The organism is Kitasatospora xanthocidica (assembly GCF_014656195.1).
In the GTDB taxonomy this organism is placed as follows: Bacteria; Actinomycetota; Actinomycetes; order Streptomycetales; family Streptomycetaceae; genus Kitasatospora; species Kitasatospora xanthocidica.
In genome coordinates this window covers 296,121-315,758 of record NZ_BNBY01000008.1, presented here as the reverse complement: position 1 = coordinate 315,758, position 19,638 = coordinate 296,121, and the positions used below count along the sequence as shown (strand labels likewise).

Genomic DNA, 19,638 nt, shown 5'->3' with positions numbered 1-19,638 from the left:
GCGGCCGGTCGGGTGACGCCGGGGCGGCGGGGGTTTGCCGGGGTGCCGGGGCGGCCGCCGATGGCTTGAATGGACGGATGGACTGCGTCTTCTGTGCGGTGGTGGCGGGCGAGGAGCCCGCGCACCTGGTGCTGGACGACGGGACGGCGGTGGCCTTCCTGGACCGCCGCCCGCTGTTCCCCGGACACGTCCTGGTCGTGCCCCGCGCCCATCACCGGACGCTGGCGGACCTGCCCGCCGAGGAGGTCGGGCCGTTCTTCCTGCGGGTGCAGCGGGTGGCCGCCGCCGTCGAGCGGGGCCTGGGCGCGGCGGGCAGCTTCGTGGCGGCGAACAACCGGATCAGCCAGTCGGTGCCGCACCTGCACGTCCACGTGGTGCCGCGCAATCCGAAGGACGGGCTGCGCGGGTTCTTCTGGCCGCGGGGGAAGTACCCGGACGAGGCGGGGGCCGCGGAGGTCGCGGCCAGGCTGCGGGCGGCGCTGGGGGAGTGAGCTCGGCGTCCTGCCGCGTGGCCGGGCGGGGGACCGTCGGACCGGCTGCTGCTGACCGGGTGGCGGCGCGCCGGGTTGTACCGTGCCGGGTTGTACCGTGCCGGGCGCAGCCGGGCGTACATCTGGAGGAGCATCAGGAGCGGCCGAAATCGTTTTCGGGGCGGAGGGATCATGCAGGTCGGCCCGCCTAGGCTCACTGCCATGAACGAACTCGCGCGCGTCGTGCAGCAGACGGCCGACCGGCTGGAGGGCCAGCACGTCGGCGCGGTGGTCGCCGGGCTGGCCGGCGGTGAGACGGAGATCCGGGGCGTCGGGCGGACGGGCCCGGGCGGCGGCGTGCCCGGGCCGGACACGGTGTTCGAAATCGGTTCCGTCACCAAGGTGTTCACCGCGCTCGTGCTCGCACGGCTGGTGCTCGACGACACGGTCCGGCTGGACGAGCCGCTCGCCGAGGTGCTCGCCGACGGCCCCGACGGCCCGGCCGTCGTCCCGGGCCGGGGCAGGCAACCGATCACCCTGCGGCACCTGGCCACCCACACCTCGGGACTCCCCCGGCTGCCCCGGGGCATGCTGCTGAAGGCACTGGTCAAGCCCAACGACCCCGATCCGTACGCCCGTTGCAGCGCCGAGTACGTGCTGGGCGGGCTCGCCCGGACGAGGCTGCGGGCCACCCCCGGGCGGAGCTTCCGCTACTCCAACCTCGGCGCCGGGCTGCTCGGCCTGGCCCTCGCGCACCGGGCCGGCACCGGGTACGAGGAACTGGTGGCGCGCGAGGTCTGCGAGCCGCTGGGGCTGGCGGACACCCACGTGCGGACCGGTGCGGAGGGGTCCGGCGCGGAGCGGTCAGGTGCGGGCCGGACCGACGCGGACCGAAGCGGCTCCGACCGGACCGGGCGACTGGCACACGGACACACGGCGGGCGGGCGGCCGGTGCCGTACTGGGACTTGGCGGCGTTGCCGGGCATGGGCGGGCTCCGGTCGACCGCCGCCGACCTGGCGATACTCCTGCGGGCCCAGCTGGCCGCCGAGCGGGAGCCGGACGCGCCGCTGTCGCCCGCGATCACGCTCACCCGGGAGACCAGGCACCGGGTCAACCCGTTCGCCTGGATGCACCTGGGCTGGCTCGGGCACCGGCTGCACACCCAGCAGGGCGGCCACCTGCAGATCTGGCACAACGGCGGCACGGGCGGGTTCCGGTCCTTCGCGGCCTTCGACCCGGAGAAGCAGGTGGGGGCGCTGGTGCTGGCCAACACCCGGCGGTCGGCCGATCCGGCGGGCACGGCGCTGCTGCGCAGGCTGCAGAGGGACTTCGCGACGGCTGGGTGAGGCGGGGGCGAGGGGCAGCCGGGGCGGGCCTGGGCGGGCTGCGGCTGGCCTGGGCGGGCCTGGGCGGGCCCGGGCCCGGGCGCGGGCCTGGGCGGGCCGGAGGCCGTTTCCCCTGCTCATCGGCACCCCCGGTCGCGGGGAGCAGCGGGCGGGGAGCGATGATGGTCGGGTCGTTTCAGGCCAAAAGGTGCCGATTGGCACTGTTGCCGGGTGCGACGGACGGTCGATGCTGGGATCCGGCAGCTGCGGTCCCGATGGGGGTCCGCCGAGTGAAAGGGGGGCCGACGTGGCGGTGGTGTGGTCGCCGACACCGGTGCGCGCGGTCCGTCCGAGCGGTCCGGCCGGCCTCACCGGCCCGGCTGGTCCGGTCGATCCGGTCGATCCGGCCGATCGACTCGGGCCGGTGGTGCACGTGTACCGGCGGTTCCGGCCGGTGCCCCGGCTCGTCCGGGTCTGGGTGGGCGCCTGCGCGGTCGTCGTCGCCCTGGCGGCCTGTCTGGCGCTCGGCGGGTGGTGGCCCGCGCCCGTGGTGGGGGCCCTCGCAGTGGTCGCGGCGAGCGGGTTCGGCCGGCTGCGACCGGCCTCCGGGCCGCGGTCCGTACGCGTCCACGAGGCCGGGCTGGTGCTGGTGGGTGCGGACGGCTCCGAGCGCCCGCTCCCCTGGGGCTCGGTGGAGGCCACGGAGTACTCCCCCGGCGGCCGCTGCGGGGAGCACGAGCAGGGGCGAATATGGCTGGCCGGCGTGGACGAGCCGGTGGTGCTGGCGCGGCTGCGCGGGCTGGGCGGGCTGTTCCGGGAGCTGGAGGAGCGCCTCTCCCCCGGGCTCCGGGCAGCCCTGCACGAGACGCTGCGCACCGAGGGCAGCGTCCGGTTCGCCCGGGGCCGGCTGACGGTGACGCCCGGCGGGCTGGTGCACCGCCCGCCGCACCCGCTCGCCGCGACGGAGTCCTACCGGTGGGCCGAAGTGGAGTCGACCCGGACGTCGGGCCTCGGGGAGCTGGAGATCCGGACGCACTCGGCCGGCCTGCCGCTCACCTTCCCGGTGCCCAACGCCCGCGCGGCGGCGGACTTCCTGGAGGAGCTCCGGGCGACCGGCGGGAGCCCGCGGGCCGGCCGCCGGAGGACCGGCCCCTAGGGGCGCGAACGGCTCTTCCCGGAGGGGTCCGGTCCGTCGCTGAGTGGACGTCAACTCCCTGGCGCGCGGCCTACCGTCGCCGACATGAGACGACTTCGCGTCACTGCCGGCGCGGCGGCCCTGCTGCTCGCGCTGCCCCTGTCCGTCGCCGCCGCGGTTCCGGCCCTGGCCGCCCCCGGCACCGCCCCCTCCCCCGTCGCCAGCACCGCGGGTCCCGCCGCACCCGGCAGCGCCCCGACGAGCGACCCGGCCGCCGTCCGCATCGAACTCCCGCGCCCGACCGGGCCGTACGCGGTCGGCCAGGAGGTCCTGCACCTGGTGGACGAGGACCGTCCGGACCCGTGGGTGCCCTCCGCCGGTCCGCGCCAGCTGATGGTCTCGATGTACTACCCCGCCCGCGCCGGGACGGGCACCCCGGCCCCGTACATGACCGCCGGGGCGGCCCGCGGGCTGCTGGACTTCAGGCTGCCGGGCAACACCGTCCCGACCGAGACGCTCACCGGCGTCCGGACCTGGTCGGAGACCGGCGCGCGCCCGCAGGGCGGCCACTACCCGCTGGTGGTGCTGTCCCCCGGCTTCGTCGACCCGCGGACCGCGATCACCGGTCTCGCCGAGGACCTGACCAGCCGCGGCTACGTCGTCGCGCTGGTCGACCACACCTACGAGAACACCGGCACGACCTTCCCGGACGGCCGGACGGTGCCCTGCGTGATGTGCGGCCAGCCGAAGGACTGGTCGAAGGTGGACGAGAGCCGCGCGAAGGACGTGTCCTTCGTCATCGACCGGCTGACCAGCCGCCCGCACCCCGCCTGGCGCTACGCCGCCCGCATGATCGACCGCAACCGGATCGGCATGGCCGGGCACTCCGCCGGGGGCGCGGCCGCCGTGCCCGCCCTGCTCTCCGACGACCGGATCCGGGCCGGCGTGGACCTGGACGGCACCATGGACGTCCTGGTGCCCGCCTCCGGGATCGGCGGCAAGCCCTTCCTGATGATGGGCCACCCGCTCGGCGGCGACGACGAGGACAGCAGCTGGGTCAAGAGCTGGCCCAACCTCGACGGCTGGAAGCGCTGGCTGACCGTCGACGGCACCGACCACCACAGCTTCACCGACTTCCCGGTGCTGATCGACGGACTGGGCCTGCCCCGGGGGCCCGGCGTCACCATCGCGAGCGGGCGCGCCGTCGAGCTCACCCGCCGGTACGTCGGCGCCTTCTTCGACCTGCAGCTGAAGGGCGTCGAGCAGCCGCTGTTCGACGGCCCGACCGCCGCCGACCCGGAGGTGCGCTTCCACTCCTGACCCCGCTCCACCGGCGAGGCCGTCGGCTGCCCGCCGACGGCCTCCTCGGCGCGGACCGGTGCTGGAGCCGGCCGCCGGGCGGTACGAGGTCCAGTCGTTGAAGGCCGAGCCGGGCCGGTGGACGGAGTTCTGCCTGGAGCGCCCGCTACCGCGCTGAGCGGACCTCGCCCGCTGCCACGGTGAGCGGTCTCCCGGGGCCGCGTGCGAAGATGGCAGGGCTGGTGGGAACGATCACCGGACGGTTCTGGGACGGTTCTCTGGCCATGGTGAACCACAACGCGCGGCGCGCAGGGGAACCGCAGCAGGACGCCCTGCTGATGGTGCCGATCGCGACGGCGCTGATCGCGGCCGACGGGCGGATCCTGCACTGGAGCGGCGACGCGGAGGCACTGCTCGGTCACCGTGTGGAGGACGCGGTCGGGGCGAAGGCGGCCAAGCTGCTGACCACCGACGACGAGCGTCCCGAGGTGCTGCAGCTGTTCCGGCAGATCCTCGGCGGCCGGGCCTGGACCGGTGTGTTCCCGGTGCGCCACCGCGACGGGCACCTGGTGAACCTGGAGTTCCGCACCCATCCGATCGTCGGGCCGGACGGTGAACCGCTCGTCCTGGCCGTGGCCTCCGAGGTGACCACGCTGCGCCGGATCCAGGCGGACCTCGCCGTCCTGGACGGGTTCTTCACGCAGTCCCCGGTCGGCATGGGGGTCTTCGACACCGAGCTGCGGTTCGTCCGGCTGAACGACGCGCTGGCCCGGGCGAACGGCCTGTCCCCCGGGCGGCACCTGGGACACCGGCTCACCGAGGTGCTGCCCGGGATCAACGGCGCCGAGGCCGAGGCGGTGATGCGCCGGGTGCTGGAGACCGGCGAGCCGGTGGTGGACACCCGCTCGCACGGCCGCACCCCGGGCGATCCGCAGCACGACCACGCCTGGTCGGCCTCGTACTTCCGGCTGGAGGACCGGGGCGGCCGGGTCCTCGGAGTGAGTTCGACCGTCATCGACATCACCGAGCGGTTCCGGGCCGACGCCCGGGCGGCCCGCGCCCAGGAGCGGCTGTCCCTGCTGGTCGACGCGACCGCCTCGATCGGCACCACGCTCGACCTGCGGCAGACCGCCCGCGAGCTCGCCGACGCGATGGTGCCCAGGGTCGCCGACATCAGCGGGGTGTTCGCGCTGGAGGCCCTGGTGGCCGGCCGCACCGTCGAACCGCCCGCCCCGGACGCCCCGCAGCTGGTGCGCCGGCTGGCGCTGGTCACCGCCGACCCGCTCTACCCGTCCGACGCGCTGCCCGTGGACGCCGTGTACGAGCTGCCCGCCGACTCCCCGTACGCCCGCGCGCTGAGCACCGGCCGCACGGTGGTCACGCCGTCCTGGGAACTGCCGATGCTCAGCGAGGGCATCAACGAGAGCCGCCGGCAGGCCTACCTCGGCGACCGGCCGCGCTCGGTGCGGATCACCCCGCTGGTGGCGCGCGGCACCACGCTCGGCATGGTGGTGTACTCGCGGCGCGGCGAGCGCGAGTCCTTCGCGGAGGCCGACATCACGCTCGGCGACGAACTGGCCTCGCGGGCCGCCGTCGCGATCGACAACGCCCGGCTGTACCTGCGCCAGCACCAGACCGTCCTGGCCCGCCAGCAGGCGCTGCGCGAGGCGAAGGCCGCGCAGGAACGCCTGGCGCTGGTCAACGTGGCCTCCACCCGGATCGGGACCACGCTCGATCTCGCCCAGACCGCCCAGGAGCTGGCCGAGGTCGCGACGCCCAGGCTGGCCGACACGGTGGTGGTCGAGGTGCTGGAGGACCTGGTCCGCGGCGAGCGCGAGGCCCGCGCGCCGGCCGACGGCTCGGCCCTGCTGCGCCGGATGGCCTTCCACTCGGTGCACGGCTCGACCCTGCAGCCGATCGCCCGCCTCGGCAACGTGCACCGCTTCCGGCCCGGTTCGCCGTACGCGTGGTGCCTGGCGAACCGCAAGCCGCTGCTGGTGCCGCGGATGGACGAGCAGGGCCTGGCCTGGTTCGCCGACGACCCGGTGCGCACCGCCGCCGTCAAGGAGCAGAACGTGCGCTCCTTCATGGTCGTCCCGCTGATCGCGCGCGGCACTCCGGTCGGCGTCGCGGGCTTCTACCGCACGCTCGTGGAGCGCCCGTACGAGGACGACGACGTGGCGCTCGCCGGGGAGTTGGCGGTGCGGGCCGCCGTCTCGATCGACAACGCGCTGCTGTTCACCCGGGAGCGGGACGCGGCCGCCGCCCGGCAGCGGGCCCTGGACGAGGCCTGGGCCGCCCAGCAGCGGCTGTCGCTGCTGAACGAGGCCAGCAACCGGATCGGCACCACGCTCGATCTGCACCGCACCGCCCAGGAGTTGGTGGAGGTGGTGATCCCGCGCTTCGCTGACTTCATCACCGTCGACCTGCGCGAAGCGGTGCTCAGCGGCGAGGAGCCCGGCCCCGTCCCCGCCGAGGGGCGGGTGCTGATGCGGGCCGTGGCGGTCGGCGAGGTCGCCCCGGACGGCAGCATGACGGACGCCGCCGACCAGGTGGGCGAGACCTCGCAGTCCGCCCAGCTGTACGCGCAGAGCCTGCGCACCGGGCGCTCGATCCTGGTGTCCGAGGTGACCGAGGAGGAGCTGCGCCGGATCGTCGCCTCCCCCGACCGGGTGCAGCCGGGGCTGGACGCCGGGGTGCACTCCTACCTGATGGTGCCGCTGATGGCGCGCGGACACGTGCTGGGCGGCGCGGAGTTCGTCCGCACCCGCAACCCGCTGCCGTTCGGCCCGGCCGACCGCTCACTCGCCGAGGAGCTGGTCGCCCGTACCGCGCTCGCCATCGACAACGCCCGGCTCTACCGCCGCGAACGGGACACCGCGCTGATGCTCCAGCGCAGCCTGCTGCCCCAGGAGGTGCACCGCACCCTCGGTTTGGAGATCGCCTACCGCTACCTGCCCAGCAGTGTGGTCAGCGAGGTCGGCGGCGACTGGTTCGACGTCGTGCCGCTCTCCTCCGGGCGGGTCGCCCTGATCGTCGGGGACGTCATGGGGCACGGCATCCGGGCCGCCGCGACCATGGGCCAACTCCGTACGGCAGCCCGCACGTTGATCACCCTGGACCTGGACCCGGCGCGGGTGCTGCACCGGCTGGACGAGGCCACCACGGCCGTCGGCGAGGGCCAGTTCGCCACCTGCGTCTGCGTGGTGTACGACCCGGTGGACAGCCGCTGCACCGCGGCCTGCGCCGGGCACCTGCCGCCCGTGGTCGCCGACACCCAGGGGCGGGCGCACCTGATCGAGCTGCCGACCGGCGCACCGCTCGGCGTCGGCGGAGTCCCGTTCGAGAGCGCGGAGTTCACCCTCCCCGAGGAGGGCATCCTGACCCTCTACACCGACGGACTGGTCGAACGCCGGGGCCGCGACCTGGACGAGGGGATCCAGCTGCTCTGCCGCACCGTCGCCGACCGGCGCCCCACGCTGGAGCAGACCTGCGACGCCGTCCTGGCCCGGCTCACCGGCCGCACCAGCGAGGACGACATCGCCGTCATCATGGCGCAGGTCCGCCCGCGGGGCACGGACCGGATCGCCACCCTGCCGCTCACCGGCGACCGCGCGATGGTCGCGCACTCCCGCCGCTTCACCCGCGAGACGCTGGACGCCTGGGGGCTCGGCGCGCTCGCCGACTGGGCCGAGCTGCTCACCAGTGAGCTGATCACCAACGCCCTGGTGCACGCCGGATCCCCCACCCAGCTACGGCTGTTCTGCAACCGGGTGCTCACCGTCGAGGTCGCCGATCGGGAGAGCGAGGCGCCCCGGATCCGCCGCGCCCGCAGCGAGGACGAGGGCGGCCGGGGCATCCACCTGGTCAACGAGCTCGCCCACCGCTGGGGCAGCCGGCAGACCGAGGACGGCAAGGTGGTCTGGTTCGAGCTGGAGCTGCCCCCGGGCACCTCCCCGGGCACCTGAACACCACCCGCACCAGCCCCCCGACAGCATGGACAACGGACGGTTGTCGGGCCGCCGCCACGGTTGTTGGCCCGCCGGCCCGCCCCGGCGGTTACCTGGTGCCACGGCGGGACAGCCCCGACCGGACCGACCAGAGGGAGCCACCGTGCAGCACCCCGACGCCCGCACCGTCGTCACCGACTACGTCACCCTCATCGCGGCGGGCGAACTCGACGCCGCGATCGCCCTGTTCGCCGAGGACGCCACCTGGGACTACCCCGGCCACCTCGCCATCTCCCGTACCTGGCGCGGCAAGGAGGAGATCTTCGGCGACTTCCTCGGCCGGATCGGCACCTACTTCGCCGCCGACGGCCTGCCCGTCATCACCCTCACCCGGGTCCTCGCCGACGGCCCGCTGGCCGTCGCCGAGTGGACCACCGTCGGCACCGCCGCCAACGGCGCACCGTACGAGAACCACTGCCTGGGCGTGTTCACCGTCGAGGACGGCCGGATCACCGCCGTCCGCGAGTACCTCGACACCGACCACGTCGCCCGGACCCTGCTGGCCTGACCCCGCCGGCCCGACCCCGCCGGCCCGACCGGCCGGTGCCGCGCCCGGTCTCAGTCCGGCAGCAGGAGGTTGACGTCGCCGAACTCGTGCCACAGGTACCGGTGGTCGACAGCGGCGCGGTAGCAGGAGGTGAGCAGGGGCAGGCCGGCGACGGCGGCGAGCATCAGCAGGTGCGAGGCGCGGGGCTCGTGCCAGCCGGTGAGGAGGCCGTCGACGGCGCGGACACCGCGTTCCGGCGTGATCACCAACTCCGTCCAGCCGTCGGCCTCCCCGAGCGTGCCGTCCGGCTCGGCAGCGGACTCCAGGGCCCGGACCACCGTGGTGCCGACGGCGATGACCCGGCCGCCGCCGGCCCGGACGTGGCCCGCCAGCCGGGCGGTGGCAGCCGGGACGTGGAAGCGCTCCGCGTACGGGGCCTCGTGCGCCTCCGGCGAGGCCACCCCGGTGTGCAGGGTGACCGGCGCGACCAGCACGCCCCGCCCCGCCAGCCGGGCCACCACCTCGGCGCTGAACGGGCGGGCCGCGCTGGGCATCTCACTGCTGCCGGGGACGGTCGCGAAGACCGTCTGGTAGGCCTCGATCGGCCACTCGCGGTCCACGTAGCCGTACCGGATCGCCCGGCCGTGCCGTGCCAGGTACGGCAACATCCCCTCGGGAAGGGAGAGTTCGGCGTACCAGAGGCGGGCGGTGAAGGCCCCGGCCAGCACCGCCGCACCACCCTCGGGAAGCGCGACCCGCAGCCCCGTGCGGGCCGGGGACTCCTCCGGCGGGTAGTACGCCGCCGCCTCGCCCGGCACCACCCGGCGCAACTCCACCAGGTGGGTGCCGTTCCGGTCCGGCTGAGCGGAGGAGACGTGCAGCGCGACGGGCGTGCCGTCGGGCAGCCGCCCGGGCAGGGCGGCCGGGAGGGTGGCCGAGTTGTTCACCACCAGCAGGTCCCCCGGGCGCAGCACCTCGGGCAGGTCGGTGAACCGGCGGTGCTCGACGGCGCCGGTGGCCCGCCGGCCGACCAGCATCCGGACGGCGTCCCGGGCCGTGCCGCGGGCCTCCGCCGGGGCGCGGGCGGAGAGTTCGGGCGGCACGGTGAGGTCGAGGCCGGGATCGGCGGGTGCGCTCATCGCCCGGCCCGGTCCGCGGCCGGGGCGGCGAGGACGGCGGTGACAGCGGAGATGGCCAGGTCCTCGGCCCGGTAGCGGCCGGACGGGGTGCGATCGCGGAGCAGGCCGAGCAGGACCGGTGCGACGTCCTCGGGCAGCGCCTCGCCGGAGATGTCCTCGCCCGGGCTGGCCTCCTGGAGCATCCGGGTCCGCATGCCGCCCGGGTCGACCGCCCAGACCCGCAACTCCGGTTCCTCCCGGGCGAGTACGGCGGTGGCGAGGTCGAGCGCCGCCTTGCTGGCGCCGTAGCCGCCCCAGCCGGGGTAGGCCACCACGGCGGCGTCGGAGCTGATGTTGAGGACCGCGCCGGCGTGGCCGCGCAGCTGGGGCAGCACCAGCTGGGTGAGCGCGATCGGCGCGAGCGCGTTCACCTCGAAGGTCTCCAGCAGGTCCGCCAGCGGGTAGTCCGCCAGCCGGGGCAGCGGCTCGGACCCGGGGGCCGCGGCGCCGTTGAGCGTACCGGCGTTGTTGACCAGCAGGCTCGCGCCGCCGAGCCGCTCGGCGGCCTCGGCCAGGTGCGCGCGGTGGTCGTCGTCGACGATGCTGCCGGGCAGCGCGACGACCTTGGTGACGGCGGCCAGTCCGGCCTCGGCTGCGGCGAGTTCGGCCGCGCCCCGGGCCGTGATCACCAGCTGCCAGCCGTCGGCGGCGAGGGCCCGCGCGAGGGCCAGGCCGAGGCCTCGGGAGGCGCCGGTGACGACGGCCACGGGGGCGGAGTGCGGTACGGCGGTGCGCTGTTCTGCGTTCATACCGCAACGATCCCGCCGCCCGCCGCGCACCGGATCGGCCGCCGGGACGGGGACCCGGTCGGACCTTGGGACTAGATCGTCGGACGGTCCTAGGACTGCGCGTTGGAACCGCCGGAGCCGCCGGAGTTGCTTGATGGGCCCTCGGCCCAGTCCTCCGGGTCGGTCCAGGCGGTCAGTGTGCGGCGGCTCTCGAAGCGGCGTTCGCGGCCGGTCAGCGGATCGGTGAACTCGACCGTCGAGGCGAGCAGTTGCAGCGGGCGGCGGAAGTCGTCGGGGGCCGGTTCGGGCAGCACCACCGGGTACACCGGGTCACCGAGGATCGGCAGTCCGAGACCGCTCATGTGCAGTCGCAGCTGGTGGGTGCGGCCGCTGAGCGGGCGCAGCCGGTAGCGGCCGAGGCCGTCGCGGTGCTCCAGCAGGTCGATCCGGCTCTCGCTGTTCGGCGGCGCGTCGACCTCCTGTGCGGCGATCACGCCGCGCTCCTTGACGATGTGGCTGCGCACCGTGCGCGGCAGGCTCAGCCCGGGGTCGTACGGGGCGATCGCCCGGTACTCCTTGCGGACCAGGCGGTCCCGGAACAGCGTCTGGTAGGCGCCGCGGTCCTCGGGGCGGACCACGAACATGGCGAGACCCGCGGTGAGGCGGTCCAGCCGGTGTGCGGGGCTGAGCGCGGGCAGGTCGAGGGCGTGCCGCAGCCGGGAGAGCGCGGTCTCCGTGACGTGCCGGCCGCGCGGGGTGGTGGCCAGGAAGTGCGGCTTGTCGACGACGACCAGGTGCTCGTCGCGGTGCAGCACGACCAGCTCGAACGGGACCGGCACCTCGGGTGGGAGGTCGCGGTAGAACCACAGGTGGGCACCGGGGCGGAACGGTTCGTCCGGGGCGACCGGGCCCTGCTCGCCGACGATCTCGCCCTCGCGCAGCGCCGCGTCGATCCGCTCGGCCGGAACGGCGCGCAGCCGCTCGACCAGGTGCTCCCGCAGGGTCGGCCAGGGGCCTTCCAGCGGCAGCCGGAGGTGCACCGGGTCCACGCCCCGGCGCTGCGGGAGGGGGGAGGCCGGGCGGCGGCTCTTGCGTCTCATCTCCCGGCCCAGCTTAGGGCCTGTCTTCGGGCTCCCGTCGTCCGCCCGCCAGGGCGGGCGGGGCGGCGTTGGGGTGCGTGCATCGCAAGGCGGAGGAGGGAGTCCATGCGGAGCATTGGCGACCGACGACAACGCCGCGAGGCGCGTGCCCCGGCGTCGCCCCGCAGGCGGGAGTCCGAAGACAGGCCCTGGGTCGGAGCCTGGGCCGGAGCCGTCGCCGAGGTGCCGCCCCGGGGCGGGGCGGGGAGAGTGGACCGGTGGCCCCCGCTCCGCCGGGGCCTTCGACCCGTCCGCGGTCGGGCGGCCCGACCGGCCCGACCGACCGCCGGACCCCTGTCGGACCCGTCCGACGCCGCACCACTGGAGGACGCGTGACCGCCGACGGCCCGGACGGGGTGCCGCCGCTGCATCTGCCCCGACGGACCCGGACCCTGCTGTACGGCGCGCTCCTGCTGCTGGTCGCCGCCGTGGTGGCGGCCCTGGCCATCGGCCCGGGGACCACCCTGGCGCCGCTGCTCGCGGTGGCCCCCGTGCTCGCCGGGGCGACCACCCGGCGGGCCCGGGTGCCGCTGCTGGTCGGCGCGGCGGCGCTGCTCGCGGTCGGGCTGCTGGAGTCGGCCAACGCGGAGCTGCCGCTGTCCGTGCGGATCAGCGTGCCGGTGACCGTGCTGGCCTCGACGCTGGCCAGCGCCGCCAGCGTCGTCCTGGTGGCGGCCCGCGAGCGGGAGCTGTTCCAGGTCCGGACGGTGGCCGAGGCCGCGCAGCGGGCCCTGCTGCGGCCGCCGCCCGAGCGGATCGGCCCGCTGCGGGTGGCGGTGCGGTACGTCGCGGCGGCGGCCGAGGCGCGGATCGGCGGGGACCTGTACGCCGTGGTGGAGACCCGGTTCGGGGTGCGGATCCTGCTCGCGGACGTCCAGGGGCACGGGCTGCCCGCGGTGGAGACGGCGGCGGACGTCCTCGGGGTGTTCCGGGAGGCGGCGCGGACCGAGGCCGATCCCGGGCGGCTGGCGGAGCGGCTGGACGCGGCGCTCACGGCCCGGCCGGACGGGGACCGGTTCGCGACCGCGGTGCTGCTGGACGTGGCGCCGGACCGCGGGCCGGTCCGGGTGGTGAACTGCGGCCACCCGGCCCCGCTGCTGCGCCGGGCGGGCCTGGTGAGCGAGCTGGAGCCCCCGTTCCCGGCGCCGCCGCTGGGGCTGCGCGGGCTCACCGGCGACTCGTACCCGGCGCGGCGCTTCGACCCGGAACCGGGCGACCTGCTGCTCCTGCACACCGACGGCGTGTCGGAGGCCCGGGACGCCGGCGGGCGGTTCTACCCGCTGGCGGAGCGGCTGCCGGGCCTGCACGGCGGGAGCCCGGCGGACCTGCTGGACGCCGTGCTGACGGACGTCGGCGGCTGGGTCGGGGCCGACGGGCTGGCGGACGACGCGGCGGTGCTGGCGGTGCGCTGGGAGGCGTGACGGGCGGCGGCCCCGGGTCGGCGGGGCGGCCGATTGTCAGTGGGGTGTGCAAGGCTCACGGCAGGGTCGGCGGGGTGCCGATCGCGCGGATCGGCCGACGAGGGGACGGGTGCCATGGGGTTCGAGGCCGAGGGATCGTTCGAGGTGACGGCGTTCGAGCCGGTGGAGACGGAGGAGCGGGAGGGCGCCGCCTTCGGGCGGATCCGCCTCGCCAAGACCTTCACGGGTGCGCTGAGCGGCACCAGCGAGGTGCGGATGCTCTCCGTCGGGGGCCCGTCCGGCGCCCCGGCGTCGTACGTCGCGGTGGAGCACGTCACGGGTGAACTGGACGGGCGCAAGGGCTCGTTCGTGCTCCAGCACGCGGCCTGGGACACCAGCGGCACGACGATACGCGTGGTGCCGGGCACGGGGGCGGGCGAGCTGGCCGGGATCACCGGGGAGTTCCACCTGACGGTCGACGAGTCCGGCGCCCACACCTTCGTCCTGGCGTACGAGCTGGGCTGAGGCCCGCGGCCCGCCCGGGCCACGGCGTGCCGCGCCCGGCCGGCGCCGGGGCGCGCTGTCACGATGATGCGATCAGTGCACGATCGACATCGGAGGGTGGCGCATGCCCGGCACAGCGGTGGATCGTACGGCGGCAGCAACGGCGACGGCGGCCACGGCCACCGTCACGGCCACGGTCACGGAGGTGGTCGACCGGCTGCGCGGGCTCGCGGCGGAGCTGCCCCCGGCCGACGGGGTGGCGGTCTTCAACCGGCTCTACCTCGACGTCACGGAGGCGGTCCGCGACCGGCTCGGCGACGGGTACTTCGCCGACCCGCCGGCGATGGCCGAGCTGGACGTGGTGTTCGCCGGGCGGTACCTGCGGGCCGTGGCCGCCGACGCGGCCGGGCACGAGCCTCCCGCCTGCTGGCGGCCGCTGTTCGCGCTGCGCGCCCACCCGGGCGTGCACCCACTGCAGTTCGCGCTGGCCGGGATGAACGCCCACATCCAGCACGACCTGCCGCTGGCCGTCGTGGACACCTGCCGGCGCCGGGGCTGCGCGCCCGCCGACGTCGAGGAGGACTACCACCGGATCAACGGACTGCTGGCCGAGGTGGAGACGGCCGTCCGGGAGCGGCTGATGCCCGGCCCCGACCTGCTGGAGCACGCCGAGCCGTTCACCCACCTGCTCGGCGCCTGGTCGGTCGGGGTCGCCCGCGAGCGGGCGTGGAGCGCCGTGGGCGCGCTCTGGGAGCTGCGGCACCTGCCGGGCGCGGCCCGGGCCTTCGCCGCCGCGCTGGCCGGCTCGGTCGGGCTGCTCGGCCGCGCCCTGCTGCTCCCGCTCGGGCCGCACGCCGGACCGGACGCGCACGACGCACGCGACGCACGCGACGCACGGGATGCACGCGGCACGCGCGACGCACGGGTCGCACGCTCCGGAGACCCCGCCCCCACCCGCCGCGACACCCCCGGCACGGCACCGGCCGGCCGGCTCCCCGGGACGAGGAACCGGCCGGCCGGTGGATCCGCCGGGACACCCGATGAGACGTCCGGCGGTGCGCTCGCGGGCGATCAGGCCCGGCCCGATCAGGCCCAGCTGGAGTGCAGCGGCTTGCCCTCGGCGTAGCCGGCCGCGCTCTGGATGCCCACGATCGCCTTCTCCTGGAACTCCTCCAGGCTGTTGGCGCCCGCGTAGGTGCAGGAGCTGCGGACACCCGCGATGATCGAGTCGATCAGGTCCTCGACGCCCGGGCGGGCCGGGTCGATGAACATCCGGGAGTGCGAGATGCCCTCCTCGAACAGCGCCTTGCGGGCCCGGTCGTACGAGGAGTCCTGGGCGGTGCGGTTGCTGACGGCGCGGGCCGAGGCCATGCCGAAGCTCTCCTTGTACTGGCGGCCGTCGGCGGCGGTCTGCAGGTCGCCCGGGGACTCGTAGGTCCCGGCGAACCAGGAGCCGATCATCACGTTGGAGGCGCCGGCGGCCAGCGCCATGGCGACGTCGCGCGGGTGCCGGACGCCGCCGTCGGCCCACACGTGCTTGCCGAGCCGGCGCGCCTCGGCGGCGCACTCCAGGACCGCGGAGAACTGCGGCCTGCCGACGCCGGTCATCATCCGAGTGGTGCACATGGCGCCCGGGCCGACACCGACCTTGAGGATGTCGGCGCCCGCCTCGACCAGGTCGCGGACACCGGCGGCGGAGACCACGTTGCCGGCCACGATCGGGATCTGCGGGTCCAGGCCGCGCACCGCGCGCAGCGCGCTGATCATCGACTCCTGGTGGCCGTGCGCGGTGTCCACCACCAGCACGTCGGCGCCGGCCTCGATCAGGGCCTTGGCCTTGCCCGCGACGTCGCCGTTGATGCCGACGGTGGCGGCGATCCGCAGCTTGCCGTTCGCGTCCACGGCCGGGGTGTACAGGGTGGCGCGCAGCGCGCCCTTGCGGGTGAGGATGCCGACCAGGCGGCCCTCGCCGTCGACCACGGGGGCGAGCTTGCGGTGCCCCTCGGTGAGCTTCTCGAAGGCGGCGCGCGGGTCGATGGACTCGTCGAGCAGCAGCAGGTCGCGGGACATGATGTCGGCCAGGCTGGTGAAGCGGTCCACGCCCTGGCAGTCGGAGTCGGTGACCACGCCGACCGGCTTGCCGTCCTCCACGACCACGAGGGCGCCGTGCGCGCGCTTGGGCAGCAGCGAGAGCGCCTCGGCGACGGTGGCGCCGGGGGCGAGGGTGATCGGGGTGTCGAAGACCAGGTGGCGCCCCTTGACCCAGGAGATGACCTCGGCGATGACCTCGGTGGGGATGTCCTGCGGGATGGCGACCAGGCCGCCGCGGCGGGCGACGGTCTCGGCCATCCGGCGGCCGGCGATGGCGGTCATGTTGGCCACGACCAGCGGGATGGTGGTGCCGGTGCCGTCGTTCGAGGCGAGGTCCACACCCTGCCGGGAGCCCACGGCGGAACGGCTGGGGACCATGAAGACGTCGTCGTACGTGAGGTCGTACGAAGGCTTGAGGTCGTTCAGGAAGCGCATGAAGGGGGGCTCTCTGGCTGGGAGAAATTACACCTCGGGTGCGGGTGCGGCGATGCCGCCGGGGCGCACTCGGGCGCCCTGCACCCAGCGTTCGATTCTCCGTGACGGCAGGAGCAAAAGCCAGTTGGGAGAACATTGCTGGCGCTGTACACAAACCGTGATCAAAGCTTCGCGCGTAGACATGGAGGATCATCCAAAGACCCCCTCCGACGTCCGCCTTTCGCCCCGGCCGGGGCCACTCCCGTAGCATTCACGCGGTAATGGGTGAGGCGAACCGGAAAGCGGCAGCACGCGTGGGCATCGGGCAGACGGACATCGAGCAGGACCGGGTCGAGGACACCGAGGAGGAGATCGACTACGGCCCCGGCCTCGACCCGGAGCGACTGAGGCTCTGCCTGGAGGTGATCGCCGAGCTCGACGAGCTGCACGTCGACCACCCGGACGCGATCACCGTCCGCCAGGCCGTGGGCGGCATATTCCGGACCCTCAAGCAGCGCCGCCGCCAGGAGACCCGGGCCCGCAAGACCGCCAACGACCGCGCGGTCACCGCCCGGACCGCCACCGGCGCGCCCACCCGGATCGACGACGAGACGGCCGGCGCCTTCGGCCTGACCACCGTCACGACCACCGAGATCGCCGGGATCCTGGAGCGGCCGCGCTCCTGCTACACCTGCAAGCAGCGGTACGTCGAGGTCGACGCGTTCTACCACAACCTCTGCCAGAAGTGCGCGGTGCTCAACCGGTCCCGCCGGGACGCCCGCGCCGACCTCACCGGCAAGCGCGCGCTGCTCACCGGAGGCCGCGCCAAGATCGGGATGTACATCGCGCTGATGCTGCTGCGCGACGGCGCCCACACGACCATCACCACCCGCTTCCCCAACGACGCGATCCGCCGCTTCACGGCGATGCCGGACAGCGCCGAGTGGATCCACCGCCTCAAGATCATCGGCATCGACCTGCGCGACCCCGCCCAGGTGATGGCCCTCGCCGACGAGGTCGCCGCCGACGGTCCGCTGGACATCCTGATCAACAACGCCGCGCAGACCGTGCGCCGCCCGCCGGAGTCCTACCGCGAGCTGCTCAACGCCGAGTCCGCGCCGCTTCCCGCCGGTGAACTGCCGCAGGCCACCACGATCGGCCGCTTCGGCAGCGGCGGCGTCGCCCTGCCCGAGCTCCCCCACCAGGCCGGCGGCGGCGAGCAGCGGCTGGCCGCCGAGGACGTCACCTCGCTCGCCCTGGTCACCGGCTCCGCCACCCCCGCCCGGATCGAGGCGGGCACCGCGATCGACGCCGGCGGCCTGGTGCCCGACCTCGCGGACACCAACAGCTGGGTGCAGACCGTCAGCGAGGTCGGCCCGGTCGAGCTGCTGGAGGTGCAGCTCTGCAACTCCACCGCGCCGTTCATCCTGATCAGCCGGCTGCGCCCGGCGATGGCCGCCTCCGCGTCGCGCCGCAAGTACGTCGTCAACGTGTCCGCGATGGAGGGCGTTTTCGCCCGCGGCTACAAGGGCGCCGGCCACCCGCACACCAACATGGCCAAGGCCGCGCTCAACATGCTCACCCGCACCAGCGCGCAGGAGATGTTCGAGAGCGACGGCATCCTGATGACCGCCGTCGACACCGGCTGGATCACCGACGAGCGGCCGCACCCGGACAAGATGCGCCTCGCCGAGGAGGGCTTCCACGCCCCGCTCGACCTGGTCGACGGCGCCGCCCGGGTGTACGACCCGATCGTGCGCGGCGAGCAGGGCGAGGACCTGTTCGGCTGCTTCCTCAAGGACTACGAGCGCGCCAACTGGTAACCACCCGAAGGAGAGCCCGAGTTGACCACCGCACCGCAGGCCGGGAGCACCGCACCCGCCAGCACCGCACCGATGCTCGGCGCCGGGATCATCGTGCCCACCGGGGACGGCCGGGTGCTGATCGGCCGGCGCACCACCGCCGGTGAGCCGCCCACCTGGAGCCTGCCGGGCGGCAAGGTCGACCCGGGCGAGTCCTTCGAAGGGACGGCGGCCCGCGAACTCGCCGAGGAGACCGGCATCGTGCTGCCCGCCGAGGAGATGCGGGTGCTCGCCGTCCACCTGGACCACGAGCTCGGCCGGCCGCGGCTGACCGCCGCCGTCCTCGCGCCGCCCAGCCTGGCCGAGGCCGTGGTCACCGAGCCGCACGCCTGCGCCGGCTGGGAGCGCTTCGCGGTGGACGAGCTGCCGGAGCCGATGTTCTACCCGTCCGCCCTGGTCCTCGGCAGCTGGCTGCCGGGGCTGGACGGCGTACGGCGCAGCGGGACGCACGGCTACCCCGTCACCCGCTGAGGTCGGGCGCCGAAGACCCCGCGACACAGGGAAGAGGCGGAAAGCAGGGGGTGGCCCCACGACCACCCCCTGCCCGCACCTCGGCCCGGCACCCCCACGGTCGACCGGGCCAACGGCCGCACCCAGGCACGGGGGGCGCCGCCGCGTCCCCAGCCTGCCCCGACGAGGGCACCCCAGCCGAGGGCCGAACGTCCCGGCCGCGCGCCGAACGTCCCGGCTGCGGGGGCGGTGCACTGACGGCCCGCCCGGCTGCAGGGGCGATGCGATGGCGGTGCTACGGGCGCGCACCACTCTTGTGCGCGAGGGGCCGTCGGGTGGAAATTGGTGGCGAACCGCCGTAACCGCCGTACGCCACCGCGCCCCTGAGGAGCCATCGACGTGTCCAGCACACCTCGCCCGGCCCGGCCCGCGTCGCTCCCGCGGCGAACCGGCCGTCAGCTGCGGCGGGCCCTCGGTGCCCGGCACGAGCCGCTCGCCCGTCCGGTGGACCGCGCCCGGGCCCGGGCCTGGCTGTTCGCCGTGCTCGCCGCGGTGCTCGTCGTCGCCCTCTCCACGGGCGGCTCGCTCCTCCTCTACCGCGGTACCGCGACCCGGGCGTCGGCGGAACGCGCCCGGCTGCACCAGGTCGACGCGGTGGTCGGCGGCACGCCGGAGCGCCCCGCCGCCGGCGGCGGCCGCTTCACCGGCGGCTACCACGACCGGATCGACGTCGAGGTCACCTGGACGGCCGAGGACGGCACCCCGCGCTCCGGCACCGTGCAGGCCCCGCGCTCGGCGGTGACCGGCAGCACCGTCCCGGTCTGGATCGACCCGGCCGGCGACGCCACCCCTCCCCCGCTCGATCCCCTCGCCCTCGCCGTCTCGGCCGCCTGCACCGGCCTCGGCGCCCTGCTCACGCTGCTCGCCCTGGTCGTCCTCCTGCTCCGCCTGCGCCTCCAGGCCCTCGACCGCCGCGCCGACACCGCCTGGACCGACGACTGGGCCCGCCTGGAGCCCCGTTGGAGCGGCCGCGCGGGTCACCGCCGGGAGGACTGAGCGCCGGCCGCCGCGCCACCCGTCCGGGAGACGCCCCAGGTGAGCGGCGCGGCGCGGGTTCAGCGGGGGCGGGTGTCGGCCCGGCGGCG

General features: G+C 75.3%; 16 protein-coding genes. 12 read left to right on the top strand and 4 right to left on the bottom strand.

Annotated features, from left to right (window positions below; all coding sequences use genetic code 11):
* The first annotated feature begins 77 nt into the window (after positions 1 to 77).
* The 6 genes from IE332_RS17630 to IE332_RS17605 all read left to right on the top strand — a co-directional run bounded on the left by IE332_RS17630 (position 78) and on the right by IE332_RS17605 (position 8,748).
* The gene (locus IE332_RS17630; RefSeq protein WP_189917162.1) at positions 78 to 491 is read left to right on the top strand and encodes an HIT family protein; all 414 of its coding nucleotides are present in this window, start codon (positions 78 to 80) and stop codon (positions 489 to 491) included.
* Positions 492 to 692: 201 nt separating this feature from the next.
* A complete protein-coding gene (locus IE332_RS17625; protein WP_189917160.1) occupies positions 693 to 1,817 on the top strand; it encodes a serine hydrolase domain-containing protein in 1,125 nt (374 codons plus the stop codon).
* Between the two features lie 403 nt (positions 1,818 to 2,220).
* A complete protein-coding gene (locus IE332_RS17620) occupies positions 2,221 to 2,952 on the top strand; it encodes a hypothetical protein (RefSeq protein WP_189917158.1) in 732 nt (243 codons plus the stop codon).
* An 84-nt stretch (positions 2,953 to 3,036) separates the two neighbouring features.
* Entirely contained in the window at positions 3,037 to 4,251 is a 1,215-nt protein-coding gene (locus IE332_RS17615) for an alpha/beta hydrolase family protein (RefSeq protein ID WP_189917156.1), read from the top strand.
* Positions 4,252 to 4,472: 221 nt separating this feature from the next.
* Positions 4,473 to 8,198, top strand: a complete 3,726-nt coding sequence (locus IE332_RS17610; protein WP_189917154.1) for a SpoIIE family protein phosphatase — start codon at positions 4,473 to 4,475, stop codon at positions 8,196 to 8,198.
* A gap of 145 nt (positions 8,199 to 8,343) precedes the next feature.
* On the top strand, positions 8,344 to 8,748 hold the full coding sequence (locus IE332_RS17605; protein WP_229928674.1) for a nuclear transport factor 2 family protein: 405 nt from the start codon (positions 8,344 to 8,346) through the stop codon (positions 8,746 to 8,748).
* Positions 8,749 to 8,798: 50 nt separating this feature from the next.
* On the opposite strand, the gene IE332_RS17600 is transcribed toward IE332_RS17605, so the two are convergent.
* From IE332_RS17600 to IE332_RS17590, 3 genes are all read right to left on the bottom strand, one after another.
* On the bottom strand, positions 8,799 to 9,866 hold the full coding sequence (locus IE332_RS17600; protein ID WP_189917150.1) for an S-adenosylmethionine:tRNA ribosyltransferase-isomerase: 1,068 nt from the start codon (positions 9,864 to 9,866) through the stop codon (positions 8,799 to 8,801).
* On the bottom strand, positions 9,863 to 10,654 hold the full coding sequence (locus tag IE332_RS17595) for an SDR family oxidoreductase (protein WP_189917148.1): 792 nt from the start codon (positions 10,652 to 10,654) through the stop codon (positions 9,863 to 9,865). Before IE332_RS17595 ends, IE332_RS17600 begins: the two co-directional genes overlap by 4 nt.
* Before the next feature lie 89 nt (positions 10,655 to 10,743).
* Positions 10,744 to 11,733, bottom strand: a complete 990-nt coding sequence (locus IE332_RS17590) for an RluA family pseudouridine synthase (RefSeq protein WP_189917146.1) — start codon at positions 11,731 to 11,733, stop codon at positions 10,744 to 10,746.
* Positions 11,734 to 12,104: 371 nt separating this feature from the next.
* On the opposite strand from IE332_RS17590, the gene IE332_RS17585 reads away from it, so the two are divergent.
* From IE332_RS17585 to IE332_RS41000, 3 genes are all read left to right on the top strand, one after another.
* The gene (locus tag IE332_RS17585; protein WP_189917144.1) at positions 12,105 to 13,193 is read left to right on the top strand and encodes a PP2C family protein-serine/threonine phosphatase; all 1,089 of its coding nucleotides are present in this window, start codon (positions 12,105 to 12,107) and stop codon (positions 13,191 to 13,193) included.
* A 114-nt stretch (positions 13,194 to 13,307) separates the two neighbouring features.
* Positions 13,308 to 13,697 carry a DUF3224 domain-containing protein gene (locus IE332_RS17580; protein ID WP_189917142.1) on the top strand — a complete coding sequence of 130 codons (390 nt, stop codon included), beginning with the start codon at positions 13,308 to 13,310 and terminating at the stop codon, positions 13,695 to 13,697.
* Between the two features lie 103 nt (positions 13,698 to 13,800).
* On the top strand, positions 13,801 to 14,802 hold the full coding sequence (locus IE332_RS41000; protein ID WP_229928673.1) for a DUF5995 family protein: 1,002 nt from the start codon (positions 13,801 to 13,803) through the stop codon (positions 14,800 to 14,802).
* Here the strand turns inward: IE332_RS41000 and IE332_RS17570 are convergent.
* Complete coding sequence (locus IE332_RS17570; RefSeq protein WP_189917139.1) at positions 14,763 to 16,202, bottom strand: GuaB1 family IMP dehydrogenase-related protein; 1,440 nt, start codon at positions 16,200 to 16,202, stop codon at positions 14,763 to 14,765. The two genes, IE332_RS41000 and IE332_RS17570, sit on opposite strands and share 40 nt — an antisense overlap.
* A 314-nt stretch (positions 16,203 to 16,516) precedes the next feature.
* On the opposite strand from IE332_RS17570, the gene IE332_RS17565 reads away from it, so the two are divergent.
* The 3 genes from IE332_RS17565 to IE332_RS17555 all read left to right on the top strand — a co-directional run bounded on the left by IE332_RS17565 (position 16,517) and on the right by IE332_RS17555 (position 19,549).
* Positions 16,517 to 18,004 (top strand): SDR family NAD(P)-dependent oxidoreductase, encoded by a 1,488-nt coding sequence (locus IE332_RS17565; RefSeq protein ID WP_229928690.1) that lies wholly within the window; start codon positions 16,517 to 16,519, stop codon positions 18,002 to 18,004.
* 21 nt (positions 18,005 to 18,025) lie between these two features.
* Entirely contained in the window at positions 18,026 to 18,514 is a 489-nt protein-coding gene (locus tag IE332_RS17560; RefSeq protein ID WP_189917135.1) for a nucleotide triphosphate diphosphatase NUDT15, read from the top strand.
* Positions 18,515 to 18,892: 378 nt separating this feature from the next.
* Positions 18,893 to 19,549, top strand: coding sequence for an Rv1733c family protein (locus IE332_RS17555; protein WP_189917133.1), 657 nt, complete (start codon positions 18,893 to 18,895; stop codon positions 19,547 to 19,549).
* Positions 19,550 to 19,638 lie beyond the last annotated feature (89 nt).

Excerpts from the sequence above, each read along its gene's own strand:
- IE332_RS17630 (WP_189917162.1), top strand. The coding sequence starts at position 78 with ATGGACTGCGTCTTCTGTGCGGTGGTGGCGGGCGAGGAGCCCGCGCAC.
- IE332_RS17625 (WP_189917160.1), top strand. The coding sequence starts at position 693 with ATGAACGAACTCGCGCGCGTCGTGCAGCAGACGGCCGACCGGCTGGAG.
- IE332_RS17615 (WP_189917156.1), top strand. The coding sequence starts at position 3,037 with ATGAGACGACTTCGCGTCACTGCCGGCGCGGCGGCCCTGCTGCTCGCG.
- IE332_RS17600 (WP_189917150.1), bottom strand. The coding sequence starts at position 9,866 with ATGAGCGCACCCGCCGATCCCGGCCTCGACCTCACCGTGCCGCCCGAA.
- IE332_RS17595 (WP_189917148.1), bottom strand. The coding sequence starts at position 10,654 with ATGAACGCAGAACAGCGCACCGCCGTACCGCACTCCGCCCCCGTGGCC.
- IE332_RS17590 (WP_189917146.1), bottom strand. The coding sequence starts at position 11,733 with ATGAGACGCAAGAGCCGCCGCCCGGCCTCCCCCCTCCCGCAGCGCCGG.
- IE332_RS17580 (WP_189917142.1), top strand. The coding sequence starts at position 13,308 with ATGGGGTTCGAGGCCGAGGGATCGTTCGAGGTGACGGCGTTCGAGCCG.
- IE332_RS41000 (WP_229928673.1), top strand. The coding sequence starts at position 13,801 with ATGCCCGGCACAGCGGTGGATCGTACGGCGGCAGCAACGGCGACGGCG.
- IE332_RS17570 (WP_189917139.1), bottom strand. The coding sequence starts at position 16,202 with ATGCGCTTCCTGAACGACCTCAAGCCTTCGTACGACCTCACGTACGAC.